The organism is Pseudomonas sp. LAMO17WK12:I1 (genome assembly GCF_900177315.1).
GTDB classification, from domain to species: domain Bacteria; phylum Pseudomonadota; class Gammaproteobacteria; order Pseudomonadales; family Pseudomonadaceae; genus Aquipseudomonas; species Aquipseudomonas marginalis.
Genome location: NZ_FWZV01000025.1, coordinates 18,431 through 32,584 on the forward strand (window position 1 = coordinate 18,431; position 14,154 = coordinate 32,584).

Sequence of the window (14,154 nt, forward strand, 5' to 3'; positions counted from 1 at the left end):
TTATTGCAACAGGCTAGTTCCCTACAAGCATAGAGGTTTGCCCGCTTGAATTTGCGTTTACTTGTCCGCTGGACCCTGGCGAGCCTGGTCTTGATGATTGCCCTGCTGTGGCTGGCCGATCGTATCTGGCCGTTGCCGTTGCCCAGGGACGACCTGGCGCGGGTGGTGCTGGCCGAGGATGGCACGCCGTTATGGCGGTTTGCCGATGCCAACGGCGTGTGGCGTTATCCGGTGCAAACCAGCGAAGTGTCGCCGTATTACCTCGATGCACTGCTCACCTACGAAGACCGCTGGTTCTATCAGCATCCCGGTGTTAACCCGTTGGCGCTGGTGCGGGCGACGTGGCAGAACCTGACGGGCGCGCGGGTGGTGTCGGGTGGCAGTACGTTGTCGATGCAGGTGGCGCGCCTGCTGGATCCTCACTCGCGGACCTTCCACGGCAAGTTGCGCCAACTGTGGCGCACGGCGCAGTTGGAGTGGCACCTGTCCAAGGAACAGATTCTCAACCTGTACCTGAACCGCGCACCGTTCGGCGGCACGTTGCAGGGCGTGGCGGCCGCCAGTTGGGCGTACCTGGGTAAATCCCCGGCGCAACTGACCCACGCCGAAGCCGCTTTGCTCGCGGTATTGCCCCAGGCGCCGAGCCGCCTGCGCCCGGATCGCCACCCGCAGCGCGCCCAGGAGGCCCGCGACAAAGTGCTGCGCCGCCTCGCCGAGTTCCAGGTGTGGCCACAGGCGGCTGTCGACGAAGCGCTGGAAGAGCCGTTGCTGCTCGCCCCGCGCCTGGAGCCGAGCCTGGCGCCGCTGCTTGCCCGCCGCCTGAACCGTCCGGACAGCCCGCCGCTGATTCGCACCACGCTGGATGCCACCCTGCAGCGCCGTCTTGAAGACCTGTTGCTGGGCTGGCGTGCGCGGTTGCCGGAATACACCTCGGCCGCGATCCTGGTGGTGGAAGAAGAAAACATGGCCGTGCGCGCTTACCTGGGGTCAGTGGACATCAACGACGCCAAGCGCTTTGGCCATGTGGACATGATCAGCGCGCTGCGTTCGCCGGGCTCTACCTTGAAGCCGTTCCTGTATGGCATGGCCCTGGACGAGGGCCTGATTCACTCCGAATCGCTGCTGCAGGATGTGCCCCGGCGTTATGGCGATTATCGCCCGGGCAACTTTTCCATGGGCTTTACCGGCGCAGTGCCGGCGAGCACGGCGCTGTCCAGTTCGCTGAACCTGCCGGCGGTGCAGTTGCTGGAAGCGTACGGGCCCAAGCGGTTTGCCGCGCAGATGCGCATCGGCGGCGTGCCATTGGCCCTGCCGGCGTTGGCCGAGCCCAACCTGGCGCTGATCCTCGGCGGCGCGGGCAGCCGCCTGGAGGATCTGGTCAGCGGCTACAGCGCCTTCGCCCGCAACGGCAGGAGCGCCACCCTTCGATTGCAGCCGGACGATACGCTGAGAGAACGGCCCTTGCTGTCGCCAGGGTCCGCCTGGATTGTTCGGCGCATCCTCAGTGGCCAGGCGCGGCCTGATCGCGACCCGCGTGCCGAGCTGGTGCAGCGCCCGGTCCTGGCCTGGAAAACCGGGACCAGCTACGGTTTTCGCGATGCCTGGGCGATTGGCGTGGGGCCGCGCTATTTGATCGGTGTGTGGATCGGTCGCCCGGACGGCACGCCGGTGCCGGGGCAGTTCGGTTTGGCCTCGGCGGCGCCGCTGATGTTGCAGGTGCATGACGTGCTGACCAATCGCGACAGCCAGCGCGGCATCAGCGCGCAGGTGGTGGCGGTGCCGACCAATGTCGGCGTGGCGGCGATTTGTTGGCCGCTGGGCCAGCCCATGAACCGCAGCGATCCGAATTGCCGCCGCCAACGCTTTGCCTGGACCCTGGACAACACCACGCCGCCGACCTTGCAGGCGCTGGATCAGCCGTTGAGCGTGGGCTTGATGGAAAGCGTCTGGGTCAACGCCAAGGGCTTGAGGGTGGATGCCCATTGCCCTGGCGCGGTGTCTAAAAATATCGCCTTGTGGCCCGCGCCCCTGGAGCCATGGTTGCCCAGGATCGAGCGCCGTGAAGCGCGGATTCCCGCCGCCGACCCCGATTGCCCGCCACCGGCGCTGGCGGCGTCTTCGCCGCTGTCGATTGTCGGCGTGCGCGAAGGCGACCAACTGCGCCTGCCCGCCGCCAGCCAGCAAACCCTGCGCCTCAAGCTTTCCGCCCTGGGCGGCAGCGGCCGGCGCTGGTGGTTTCTCAACGGCGCCCCCCTGGGCGACAGCGCCAACCAGGACAGCATCAATGCCAGTTTCGAGCGCCTGGGCCGCTACCAACTCAGCGTCCTCGACGAAGCCGGCCAGACCGCCCGGCTCGAATTCAGCGTGGTGGATTAGGGCCTCATCAGGGGCAAGTCGAATCGTCGCACCACCGCTATTCACTTGCCTTCACTCTCCATCCCCCTGAAGCTATACCCATTCAGGAGCCCCCCATGAACCTCGAACACCTCACCGAACGCCTGCACCGCATTCGCGACACCAACGACTGGAAGCCATTCCACAGCCCGAAGAACCTGGCCATGGCCGCCAGCGTGGAAATGGCCGAACTGGTGGAAATCTTCCAGTGGCTCAGCGAAGACCAGTCCCGCCAGTTACCCGCCGACAAACTTGCCCACGCCGGCCAGGAAGTGGGCGATATCGTGCTGTACCTGCTGTTGCTGTGCAGCGAGCTGGGCCTGGACATGAACGAGGTGGTGCGCGCCAAACTGGCCGACAGCGAGCGGCGGTTTGCCCATGAGTGACCGGCATTTCGACCAGTTGGCCACGCGCTTCGCCGAGAAAATCTACGGTGGCGCAAAAGGCGCGATTCGCCTGGCAGTGCTCCAGGCCGACCTGGCTGAGGCCCTGCCGGAGCGCCCGTTACGCGTGCTGGATATCGGCGCGGGCCTGGGGCATATGTCGCTGTGGCTGGCCGAACGCGGCCATCAGGTGACCCTGGCCGAACCCGCCGAGCCGATGCTCGAGGGCGCGCGCCAACGCTTCGCCGAGGCCGGGCAGGACGCCACCTTTATCCACGCGCCGTGGCAAGACTTGCTCGGCCAGCTCACCGAGCCCTACGACCTGGTGCTTTGCCACGCCGTGCTGGAATGGCTGGCCGAACCCCACGGGATCCTGCCGGTGCTGCATCAGCTGACGCTGCCCGGTGGCTGGCTGTCGCTGGCGTTCTACAACCGCGATGCGCTGATTTATCGCAACCTGCTCAAAGGCCATTTCCGCAAGATGCGCAAGAATGACATGGCCGGCGAAAAGCAGAGCCTGACCCCGCAACAGCCCCTCGACCCGCGCGAGCTGGCGGCGCAACTCGAAGGGCTTTGGCAGGTCGAAAGCCAAAGTGGCGTGCGGGTATTCCACGACTATATGCCGGTGGAATTCCAGGCCCGCGCCGACTTGAAGGACCTTGTAGAGATGGAGCTCGCTCACCGTCGTCACCCAAGCTTTGCCGGACTTGGGCGTTATTTGCACTGGATCTGCCGTCCGGTATAAGCGGCCCAGTCTGCGGAGGTCGAAATGCGTCGTCTCTGTTTGATCCTGTTATCCCTCGGGCTGGGCGCCTGCTCCAGCCCCAACCCTTATGTGGCGGCTTCTGCGCCGATGCCGCCTGCGCCCGCGCAGGCGGCCACTACCTTCGACGCCAGCGCCTACCCGGCACCGGTGCGCGACTATGGCGCCTACCGCAATTGGGCCTGGCGCAACGGCCAGCTCCCGGCCGGCACGGCCTGGGCGGACTCGGCGCAGGTCGCCGAAGCGGTCAGCGGTGCCCTCGACCAGCGCGGCCTGCGGCCCTTGCACGACAACCGCCCGGCGGACCTGCTGGTAAGCGCCGATGTACGCCTGGAGAAGCGTCTCAAGCAGGTCCAGGACGATTACGGCTACGGATACGGCGGCTATAACCGCTACGGCCCGGGCTACGGCATGTACAACTCGGTGCCGATCGTGCGCACCTATGAAGTTCAAGTGGTGGTGGTGCGGGTTAATCTGTTCGACGCCCGCAGCGGCCAGCCGGTGTGGAGTGCCAGCGCGGAAACCGGCAGCCAGGGCAGCCTCAGCGAGCGCGCGGATGCGTTGCGCCAGGCCGTGCAAAAGGCGATGACCGCCTATCCTCCGAGTTAACCGCTATTCTCATCTAAAGCCCGGTCCCTTGTTGGAGATCAACCATGTTTCGTCGTATCGCTACGCTAGCTTTTGTTGTGCTGCTGGGCGGTTGCCAGACCAGCCAGGTCAACCACGATTTTGATGCCAGCCGCGACTTCGGCGCCTACCGCAACTGGGCCTGGAAAGACCCGGCGCTGCAATACCGCCCCGATGATCCGCGGATCAAGAGCGACCTCACCGAACAACGCATCCGCCAGGCCGTGGGTGAACAGCTTGACCAGCGCGGCCTGCGCCCGGCAGCCGCAGGCACCCGGGCTGACCTGAACGTGCAGGCCTACCTGATCGTCGAAGACCGCCAGCAACAAGTCACCACCAACTATGGCGGCGCCTGGGGTGGCCCGTGGAACGGCTATTGGGGCGGGCCGATGTACAACGAAACACGCAACATCACCTACAAGGTGGCGACCATCCAGATCGACCTGCTCGACGGCAAGGACGGCAAGCTGGTGTGGCGCGGCAGTGATGAACAGATGATGAGCAGCACGCCCAACCCCCAGGATCGTAATAACGCGATTCGCACGACGGTGACCCGGATCCTCTCCAGCTACCCACCGCACTGACCGTTTGTAGCGACCGGCCTGCGCACCTGCCAAGCCTTGTCTACACTCCACCGCAACACGGAGAGTAAGCGCTAAGGAGTGCCTGATGTCTCCCCGACTCGGTTGCAGGCAGCGTGGTGCGATTGGCTTGATGGCAGCGGGCACCCTGGCGTTAGCGCTGGTGTTCCTGCTGCTGGCGGTGGACAGCGGCCGCCTCTACCTGGAAAAGCGCAAGCTGCAGTCCATTGCCGACACCGCCGCCCTGGAGGCCGCCGGGCGTGGTGGCCTGTGCAGCCCGACCACCAGCGCCAACGACTATGCCGTGCAGAACGCCGCGCGCAATGGCTTCACCGTGGTTGCCGGCGACAGCAGTCGTGGCCTGGCCGTGACCTGCGGCACATTGACGACCAATGCCGGCAACATCCGCGTATTCAGCGCCGACGCCAGCAAAAACGAGGCCATTCGGGTAGTGGCGACGCGCAGCGTAGTAACCAGCGTCGCCACGGGTATCTGGAATATGTTCAGCGGTACGCCGGCGTCCACCCAGATGACCCTGGCTGCCAGCGCCGTGGCCGCGTACGCGCCGCCAGTGGCGCAACTGACGATTCGCAGCAGCCTGGCGACGGTGGATTCGGCGAAGTCCCCGCTATTGAACATGGTCATTGGCAACCTGTTGGGCGGCAGCCTGTCGCTGACGGCGGCGGGCTGGAATGGCTTGCTGGCGACGAACCTCAACCTGCTCGGCTACCTGGACCAGTTGGCGATTGAGCTGAACGTGACGGCGGGTGACTACGATGCGCTGCTCAACACCGCCGTATCCGCCAACCAGCTGATCGATGCCGCGGTAAAGGTGCTGCAAAAAAACGGAGCGGTGGCGACGGCGGTCATCAACGATGTGATTTCATTGAAAGCCATCGCGCCCAATACCCAGCTGCTGAAAGTCGCAGACCTGCTGAAGGTTGCCAGCGGAACACCGGCCGCGGCGCTGAATACCAACGTGCAGTTGTTTCAATTGCTGGAGGCCGTGGCGCAGCTGTCCAATAGCAAGGGTGCGGTGAGTGCGGCCGCTCAGGTGAATATTCCCCTGGTGGGCAATGTCTCGATCCAGACCAAAGTCATCGAGCCGCCGCAATTGTCGGCGATCGGTAATCCGGCGAAGGCCAAGGCGGGGCTTCTGAATAACCCGCAGACGGATCAGATTGTTGTCCGAACCGCGCAAGTGCGCACATTGGTTACGGTGGATGCGCCGATTATCAAGCTGGTGTCGGGGGTTTCATCAATCCTGACCGGGTTGGCGACACCGGTGTCGAAGGTGGTCGGTGGCCTGTTGAACCTGAATATCCCGGCAGTGGTGGGCGGCGTGTTGTGCCTGGTGGCGTGTAACGTCACTGACGTGGATATCACACAATCACTGTCCATCTACATCGAAGCGGCCAGTGCGCAGAGTCAAGTCACGGACTACAGCTGTGCCACGCCGGCCACAAAGTCGCTAACGGTGCAGGCCACCACCGCCATGGCCACCCTGGGCGTGGGCTATGTCGACCCTGCCACCGCGTTTTCGTCATCGGCGCCAGTCACCGTGCAGCCGGTCAGGCTGATCGATTTTGGCCAGCGCTACTGCATTGTGCTGTCGCTGATATGTGGCACGCGTACAGCGGGTGTAGGCGGTGGTTTGAATGTGAAGGCGTTGTCTACCGTGGCGGCGCAGACCAGCTCGTTGCTGTTCTTACCGGTCGCCGATATGAATGCCGTGCCGACCTACAAAAGTCCACCCGGCACCGCCAATATCGTCAATAGCCTGGGAGCAACCCTGAGCGGCCTGCAGGCTACCTACGTACCGCCCAGCGGCAGCACACCCGGTGCGGCGAACGGCACGGTTACGACGGCCCTGGCTACCATCACCAGCGCGGTGGTCACCCTTGTCCAGGACGTCCTGTCACCGCTGCTCGACCCCATTGTCAACACGCTGCTCTCGGCCCTGGGCATCAACCTGGGCAACGCCGAAGTCGGCGCCAACCTGACGTGTCAGATGGGCCGCGCTTACCTGGTGATCTGAACCACCGGCAGTTCCACACAAAACCGTGCGCCGTCCTCGCCATTGATCACGCTCAAGCGCCCACCCATGTTTTCCACGATCCCGTAGCTCACCGACAGCCCCAGGCCGGTCCCCACCCCAATCGGCTTGGTGGTAAAAAACGGCTCGAAAATCCTCTCCAATAATCGTGGGTCGATGCCGCCCCCGTTGTCCTCGACCCAGATGCGCACATGCCGGCTGTCGTGCTCGCAGTGCAGCGCAATCCAGGGGCGCGATTGCGCGGCTGTTTCGCGCTGGCTCAATAGCGCATCGCGGGCGTTGACCATCAGGTTGATCAACACCTGCTCAAGCTGGTCGACATGACCTTTGACCTGCACCCTGAAGTCCGCAGGTGTGATGCGCAGGTCCACGCCTTTGCCGCGCAGGCCTTCACCCAGCAGCGACAAGGTCCCTTCCACGGCTTGCACTGGGTCGAACGGTTGCTGTTCGATTTCCGAACGGCGGCCAAACACGCGCATATGGTCCACCACCCTCGCCGCGCGTTGCACTTGGGTGTCGATGCGCTTGAGTTTTTCGGTGAGGTAGTCGATCTGCGCGTCGCCGTTGGCCAGGCGCTTGAGCACATTGACGATCGCCATGCGCATCACGTTCAGCGGCTGGTTGATCTCATGGGCCAGGCCCGTGGCCATTTCGCCGAGGGTCGCCATCTTGGCGCTCTGGGTCAGTTGCTGCTGGGAGCGACGCACTTCGGTGTTGTCGCGGCCCACGGCCTGCACTTCCACCAGTTGACCTTGTTCATCAAACACACCACGGTCGGACCATACCCACCAGGCATGTTCGCGCCCGGGCAGCTGCAGGTTGATTTCGGCGGTGCTCACCGGAAACTCGGGGGTCAGTCGGCGGATGCGTTGGATAAATGCCTGGCGCTGTTCATCCGACAACCACGCGTCCAATTGCCGCCCCGGCAGTTGCGCGGGCAAGCACTCCAGGTAGTTGGCCAGCGGCTTGTTGCCAAACGTCAGGGTCAGGTCCGGGCGATAACGGCAGATCATTGCCGGCGAGTCTTCCACCAGGATGCGGTAGCGCTCTTCGCTCTGCCTGACCTGTTCGGCGGCCAGGGTCGCGTCGGTCACATCGAGCCATAGCCCCACGGCCTCCACCGGCAGGCCCAGGTCATCGCGCAGCAGCTTGGCCTCGTCGAGCAGCCAATGGTAGTCGCCGCGGGTGTCGCGCACCCGGTAGCGGCTGCGTACATTCCCTTCGCGTAGTAATTGACGGGTGCGTTGGAAGTACAACTCACGGTCTTCGGGATGGATCAACGAGGCCAGGCCGTCGTGGCTGCAATCGGCCAGGCTCCAGCCCAGCAGCGGCAACAGGCTGTCGCTGAAAAACGCCGGGTGCAGCGCGCCGCCGACGTAGCGCTGCACGTAGATCACCGCCGGTGAACTGGCGATCAGGTTATCCAGGCGTGCATGGGCGGCGGCGGCTTGCAGTTGCTGGTTCTTGATGTCGCTGATGTTGAGCATGAAACCGACCCAGCGCCGGTTGTCGCCCACGCCCAGTACCTGGCCCTGCACGCGATACCAGAGGGGCGTGTGGTCCGCGTCACTGCCTGGCAGGCGCACGTTGGTCAGCAGGGGTTTGTCCAGTGCCTGCAGGTCTTGCAGGTGGCTGAGCAGTTCCTGGCGATCAGCGGGGTGGATCAGCTCCAGCCACAGGGCCAGTGCCTGGCGCGTGGCGCCGTGTTCCTGGCCCAGGCTATGCAACAACTGGGGAGCGAGCTGGATCTCCTGGGTGGCGGGCAGCAGTTCCCACCAGCCGGTGCCGAGCAGTTCTTGCAGGGCCTCCATGCGCTCCAGTTGCTGATGGCTGCGTTGTTCGCGCAGGCGGCTCAGCAGCGGGGCGGCGAGTGCGGCGGTGAGGTCCAGCCAGTCACGTTCGCGGGTGTGCGGTTCGCCGCCGTAGAAACCGCAGAGCAGCCAGGCCGCCACGCCCTGGCTGTCACGGTAGGGCACCAGAAAACCGTCGATATCGCCGAAAATGCTCTGCAGGCGGGGGTTGTCAATGCGCCCGTGGGCCAGGCTCAGGAGCGCGTTGCCGTTGACACTGTCCAGGCTGGCCCCCAGATGTTGGCCGGTTTGCCACAAGCCCGGGGCGTCGTGAGCGGTGTATTGGCTGTAGATCCGCCAACCCTGGTTGGTTTCATCGAGCAATGCCAGGGCCACACAGGGGATACGCCAGCGTTGGGCCAGGCTGCGCAGTTGCTCGTTGAACGTCTCGGGCAGGCGACTCAGGCTGCACACTCGCAACTGTTCGCTCATCCTGCAGGCGAGTTGGTGGTTCTGCTCGCGCTGTTCAGCCAGGTGGCGGCCGGCGAGCAAGTCGCTGATGTCCAGCAGGTGCAGCACCCAGCGGTCGCCCTCCGGCTCGACCCAGCCGCGGGTGGGCAGGACCTGGCCGGCAGAGCCCTTGAAGTCCAGGTCCAGGGTATGGCGTTGCCAGTCGGCAGGGCTGCCTTCGATACTCAAGGCGCTGCTGGCGCACAGCAACTCCCGCAGCAGCGGCCGTGCTTCACCCCCGACGGGCATGGCGAGTTGCGAACGCAGTGTGCCGCGGATGTCCACCACATGGCCTTGATGATCCAATAACACGCGCAGCCCTGCTGCAGGGACAGTGGGTGCCTCGAAGGCCTGGGTGCCGACACGGCCCCGCAGGCGCTCGAAGAAATTATTCCCCGCAGTCAAAACTGAAGACTCGAGCTGGCCGACAGGTTGGTCGGCAGGTTCGGCACAGTGCCAATGCCTGGCACCACCAGCGCCGGGAATACGGAGTAGAGGTTGGAGGAGGGGTATTTGATCGTGACAGTCAGCGTGGTGCCGGTGTAGGTGGCGCTGATGAAGGACGGCTGGAACTGGAAGTTGGCGGGGATCCAGCTCAATTGCGCCGCTACCGCATCTTTCGCACGCTGGGTGACAAGGTTGGGGTAGGCCGATCCTGCCGCAACCGGGTCTACCGCCATGGCCTGGCGCACGGCCTCGGCCGCTGCCTGGTTGAACGACTGCATCAACAGCAGCGGCAGGCTGAAGCTGATCAAGCCATAGAACACCGCAAAAAAGATCCCGAAGACCAAGGCGAATTCGATCGCCGCAGCCCCTTTTTGCTTTGCCGGCAGGCCTGTTTTCATGACTGCGTCTACCCTGACGTCTACGACTCGATATCAGCATAGAATCATTCAGCGAAAAGGAACGTTTTTTACGTGATTCATGGCGTAGTGATAGTGATCTGGCTGGGAGTCTGTGCGGTGCAGGATATTCGCCGGCGACAGATCGCCAATGGCTTGACCCTGGGCGTGGCGTTGCTGGCGCTGTTATACCTGTTGTGCACAGGCGCCACCTGGCTGGGCGCGCCAGCGAGCGCCGGTCTCTTGGCGTTTGCCCTGGCACTGCTGTTGACCCTGCCGGGCTATGCGCTGGACCGCTTCGGTGCGGGCGACGTGAAGCTGCTCGCGGCGCTGGGCCTGGCCACCACGGTGGATCATGTGTTGTGGTCGCTGATCGGTGCCGCCATCACCCTGGTCGGCTGGTTGGTCGTTCGTCAACAGCTCGGTCCGCGCGCTGCTGATCGGGTACAAGGCCCGCCTGCCAAGCAGCCTTTCGCCGCGTTTTTATTCGCGGGTTTTGTGCTGTATGGGGTGTGGACCCTTTAGTCGCACAATGCCTCTATTGCTATGTACAGAGTCGGAAAGTAGGTCTACGTTTATGGAACGGATGTATAGGATTCTTCGTCCAAACGGATAGGTCAGTCTTTTGGCTTGCCAGGCATGGAGTCGCGTGTGAACAAGCTGAAATCGGCTGTAAAAGTGCTGGTGGTCGATGACCAACCGCTGATCGTGGAGGAACTCTGCGAATTTCTCGAAAGCAGTGGCTACCACTGCGTCCCGTGCGAATCCAGCCGCCAGGCCTTGCAGCGTTTCAGCGAGGACGTCGAGGTCGGCCTGGTGCTGTGTGACCTGCACATGCCGGACATGGATGGAATCGAGCTGGTGCAGTCGATGCAGAAGATCGCCGGCAAGCAGCGTGCGTTCGAGGCCATCATGCTCACCGGGCGTGCCGACAAACAGGACGTGATCAAGGCCCTGCGCGCGGGCATCTCGGATTACTACCAGAAGCCGATCAACCTCGATGAATTGCTCGAGGGCCTGCAGCGCCAGGAAGCGGCGCTGGAAGAGCGGCAAAAGGAGCTGCAACTGGGGCACTTGAACCAGAAACTGCAGTACCTTTCCGAATCCATCAATGACTTGTACCAGGACCTCGACAAGGTACGGCGCGGCCCGCCGCAGGACGCTGACGCCGAGGGCGGGCAAGACGCCAGGCCGGCGCAGATTCCATCCATCTTCAACCAGTTGTCACCGCGTCAGATGGAGGTTGCGTGGCTGGTAGGCAAGGGCCAGACCAATTACCAGATCGCCTGCGAATTGGGCATCACCGAAAACACCGTCAAGCTGTATGTGTCCCAGGTGTTGCGCCTGACCCATATGCACAACCGCACCCAGCTGGCGCTGGCGTTGTCGCCAAGCCACTCGCCGATGCGCCAGCAGATGAGTGCGCACTGACGCACGGGGTTCATTGGCTCTTGCCGCCCGCCTCCGACTTGGTTTCAAAGAACTCCGGAATCGGGTGCTTGTGACTGTCCAGCCAACGCTGCAAGGCCTGCTCCTTTTCCGCCGGGGTGGTGCTCTGCGGTGTCGGCGAGGCTGCCCGCCCATCGACCTGCAACGCCATCCAGTTTTCCGTTTCGGCCTGCTGCGGGGACGAAGGCCCCGGTGGAATAGCCGAGGCGCTCAATGGCAGCAGCGCCAGACACACAACGTAATGGGCTTTCATCATCGACTCCTTACTTGATACTCACCGGCAGGGCATCGGCGGCCGTCGCGACGTTGCGCGCGGTCCTCGCTGAGTGCTTGAGCCGGGCCGCGCGGGCCTGTGCCTCGGTGACCTGGCCGGGGTTCAAACCCAGCTGGCTGACCACTCTGGCCGCTTGCCCCCAGTCATCCTGATAAATCAGCAAGGTCACCAGGTTGACCGCAGCCAACGTGTCGCCCTGTTTGAGCTCGATAGCCGTCATGAACTCAAAGCGTGCGTCTTCCAGGCGCAATTGGTTGAGGTACACCACGCCCAGGTCATTGCGGATTTTTTCATCGGTGGGCGCCAGGCGCGCGGCCCTTTGCAGGTGAGCCATCGCCTGTGGGTGGTCGCCCTTGGCCGCTGCCAGTTGCCCCAGCCCATGTTCGCCTTCGGCGGTCATGCAAGTACCCAGCAGGCTGCGATACAAGGGTTCGGCCTCACTGCGGCCCAGCAAGCGAAAGTTACGGGCCTGGCGCTGGCGCACCTGGGGCAAGCTGTCGGGCAGGTTCTGCAGGTTGGCCAGGCTGGCGTGCAGCTTGCCCTCGTTGGCCAGGTCATCGGACAGGTTCAGCGTCAGTTCCTGCTCCGCACTGGGTTTGGCGCAACTGCCCGGCGAGGTCAGAGCGGCCCATGGGGTGTGGCCGTCGGTGGCGCATCCGCCGAGCATCAGCAGGGTCAGGCCGGCAATCAGTGGTTTCATCAAGGTGGTCCTCAGAATTGGCTCAAGGCGCGGGCGATGCCGATAAAGGCGGGGCCGCCGAGCACGATCAGCAAGGCGGGAAACAGGAACACCATCATCACCACCGACATTTTGGCCGACATTTTCGAGATGTATTCCTGCATGCGGGTCAGGCGCCGGTCGTCGAGCAATTGCTTGAGCGTCAGCAGGGATTTCATCGCGCCACCCCCCTGCTGGATCAATTGCTGGAGGATGATGCAGGTGTCGGTGAACTCATCCACCTCCAATATGCGCGCGGTCTTGCCCAGTTCTTCGCTCAGTTCCAGGCCGGAGTCGACTCGCGCCAGGATCAGGCGCAATTCGTGGGTCAGGTCTGGAAGCAAGCGCTGGGCTTCGTTGGCCATCACGCGCAAGGATTGTTCAATCGCCATGCCCGACTCGAACAGGATGCGCAGCAGCGGAATGAAGGTTGAGATTTCCTTGGCGATGCGCTGCTGGCGGAATTTGGCGGCAGCGGCGAGCACGCGTTTTGGCAGCAGGTAGCCGATGCCCAGGGCGACCGCCGGGGCAATCCAGGCGGGACTGGCGTGAGGGAAAAGTAGTTGCTGGCCGAGCAGGGTCAGGCCCATCGCCGCGACAGGCACGCCGATCTGGAAAGCGGCAAACAGCGAGCGCTGGCTGGCCTTGCGCCAACCGACCCGGTTGAGCAGGACCTGGGTCTCGTTGTCCAGGCTGACTGAGCGCTGGGCCAGCGTGCTTGCGCCCAGTTGGCGCATGAACGTGCCAAGTTTGTCATCGCTGGCGCTGCGCCCTTGCAAGCGCTCAACGACCCGGCGATCACGACGGCGATGTTCGAGCCATTGCCCGCCCACCAGTACCATGGCGGCGAGCGCCAGCAACAGGCTGACCATCAGGGCCATCTCACACACTCCTCAGCATGCGCCACATGGCAAAGGTGCCCGCCAGGTCCATCGCCAGTGCGCCGAACAGCAGGGAGCGCCCCGTGTCGTCGTTCCACATGGTCATCAAGTAGCCAGGGTTGACCAGGATGAAGTAGCCCACGATCAGGATCGGCAAACCGCCCAGCACGTAGGCCGTCATGCGGGTCTCGCCCGTCATCGCCTTGAGTTGCCGGGCGCCCTGGTCCCGCTCGCGGATCATCTTGATCAGGTTTTCCAGCAGTTCGCTGGCGTTGCCGCCGTAGCGGTGGTTGACCTTCAGGCCAAGGGCGAACAGGCGGAACTCGTCCTGTTCGTAGAATTCAGCGAAGTCGCTGGCCGAATCCGGCAGGCTCACCCCCAGGCGCACGTTGCGCTGCATGCGGCCCATGGCGTGCTTGAGCGGGTTTTCCACGCTCTCGATACCGCCCAATACCGCGTCGGCCAGGGTGCGGCCGGATTTGAGGCTGCGTACGCTATGGTCCAACAGCTGCGGCAGTTGCTCGACCATGCGTTGCACCCGCTGCTGGTAACGCCAGGCGATATACGCACGCAATGCCAGGGGCGGGCCCAGGGCCATCAACACCAGGCCCAGCCAGTCGGCGACCAAGTAGCCCAGCAGGGCGCCGACCACCCACGCGCTCAGCCACAGGCCGAGGCGCTCCTTGGGTTTGCCCAGCCCGGCGCGCAGAAACATGCGCTCAAGGCCGGTCCAGGTGCCGGGCTGCTCCTGGGCCTCGGGTTGGCCATCGCCGAGGCGCTCCAGCACGCGAATGGTCCGGGCCTTGCGCAGGCCATGCTGAAACAGCCAGAACGACAGACCGATCAGCAACAGGCAAACCAGCAGCAATACAGGTCCGGTCATCAG

At 63.8% G+C, this 14,154-nt stretch carries 14 protein-coding genes; 8 read left to right on the forward strand and 6 right to left on the reverse strand.

Features of this window, described 5'->3' with window-relative positions:
• Positions 1-45: 45 nt before the first annotated feature.
• From pbpC to B9N88_RS31310, 6 genes are all read left to right on the forward strand, one after another.
• Entirely contained in the window at positions 46-2,376 is a 2,331-nt protein-coding gene (gene pbpC / locus B9N88_RS31285) for a peptidoglycan glycosyltransferase PbpC (protein ID WP_081744491.1), read from the forward strand.
• 95 nt (positions 2,377-2,471) lie between these two features.
• Complete coding sequence (locus B9N88_RS31290) at positions 2,472-2,780, forward strand: MazG-like family protein (protein WP_027607985.1); 309 nt, start codon at positions 2,472-2,474, stop codon at positions 2,778-2,780.
• Positions 2,773-3,522: a methyltransferase gene (locus tag B9N88_RS31295; protein WP_027607984.1), complete on the forward strand. Its 750-nt coding sequence runs from the start codon at positions 2,773-2,775 to the stop codon at positions 3,520-3,522. Before B9N88_RS31290 ends, B9N88_RS31295 begins: the two co-directional genes overlap by 8 nt.
• 24 nt (positions 3,523-3,546) lie before the next feature.
• On the forward strand, positions 3,547-4,149 hold the full coding sequence (locus B9N88_RS31300; RefSeq protein ID WP_027607983.1) for a DUF4136 domain-containing protein: 603 nt from the start codon (positions 3,547-3,549) through the stop codon (positions 4,147-4,149).
• 44 nt (positions 4,150-4,193) lie between these two features.
• On the forward strand, positions 4,194-4,751 hold the full coding sequence (locus tag B9N88_RS31305) for a DUF4136 domain-containing protein (RefSeq protein ID WP_027607982.1): 558 nt from the start codon (positions 4,194-4,196) through the stop codon (positions 4,749-4,751).
• Between the two features lie 85 nt (positions 4,752-4,836).
• Positions 4,837-6,786, forward strand: coding sequence for a pilus assembly protein TadG-related protein (locus B9N88_RS31310; RefSeq protein ID WP_027607981.1), 1,950 nt, complete (start codon positions 4,837-4,839; stop codon positions 6,784-6,786).
• Here the strand turns inward: B9N88_RS31310 and B9N88_RS31315 are convergent.
• Together B9N88_RS31315 and B9N88_RS31320 are read right to left on the reverse strand one after the other, a co-directional pair.
• Entirely contained in the window at positions 6,771-9,509 is a 2,739-nt protein-coding gene (locus B9N88_RS31315; protein ID WP_027607980.1) for a PAS domain-containing sensor histidine kinase, read from the reverse strand. The genes B9N88_RS31310 and B9N88_RS31315 overlap by 16 nt on opposite strands.
• On the reverse strand, positions 9,506-9,949 hold the full coding sequence (locus B9N88_RS31320) for a TadE/TadG family type IV pilus assembly protein (protein ID WP_027607979.1): 444 nt from the start codon (positions 9,947-9,949) through the stop codon (positions 9,506-9,508). The genes B9N88_RS31315 and B9N88_RS31320 overlap by 4 nt, the downstream gene beginning before the upstream one ends.
• A 72-nt stretch (positions 9,950-10,021) precedes the next feature.
• Between B9N88_RS31320 and B9N88_RS31325 the strand changes: the two genes are divergently transcribed.
• Both B9N88_RS31325 and B9N88_RS31330 read left to right on the forward strand, forming a co-directional pair.
• Positions 10,022-10,471, forward strand: coding sequence for a prepilin peptidase (locus tag B9N88_RS31325; protein WP_027607978.1), 450 nt, complete (start codon positions 10,022-10,024; stop codon positions 10,469-10,471).
• Positions 10,472-10,597: 126 nt separating this feature from the next.
• Positions 10,598-11,377: a response regulator transcription factor gene (locus tag B9N88_RS31330; protein WP_027607977.1), complete on the forward strand. Its 780-nt coding sequence runs from the start codon at positions 10,598-10,600 to the stop codon at positions 11,375-11,377.
• A gap of 10 nt (positions 11,378-11,387) precedes the next feature.
• Here B9N88_RS31330 and B9N88_RS31335 read toward each other — a convergent pair whose 3' ends face one another.
• From B9N88_RS31335 to B9N88_RS31350, 4 genes are read right to left on the reverse strand one after another with little or no spacing between them, the layout of a single operon-like run.
• Complete coding sequence (locus B9N88_RS31335; protein WP_027607976.1) at positions 11,388-11,648, reverse strand: DUF3613 domain-containing protein; 261 nt, start codon at positions 11,646-11,648, stop codon at positions 11,388-11,390.
• 10 nt (positions 11,649-11,658) lie between these two features.
• Positions 11,659-12,369 (reverse strand): tetratricopeptide repeat protein, encoded by a 711-nt coding sequence (locus B9N88_RS31340; RefSeq protein WP_027607975.1) that lies wholly within the window; start codon positions 12,367-12,369, stop codon positions 11,659-11,661.
• 11 nt (positions 12,370-12,380) lie between these two features.
• Complete coding sequence (locus B9N88_RS31345; RefSeq protein WP_027607974.1) at positions 12,381-13,268, reverse strand: type II secretion system F family protein; 888 nt, start codon at positions 13,266-13,268, stop codon at positions 12,381-12,383.
• Between the two features lies 1 nt (position 13,269).
• On the reverse strand, positions 13,270-14,151 hold the full coding sequence (locus tag B9N88_RS31350; RefSeq protein ID WP_027607973.1) for a type II secretion system F family protein: 882 nt from the start codon (positions 14,149-14,151) through the stop codon (positions 13,270-13,272).
• Positions 14,152-14,154: the final 3 nt, after the last annotated feature.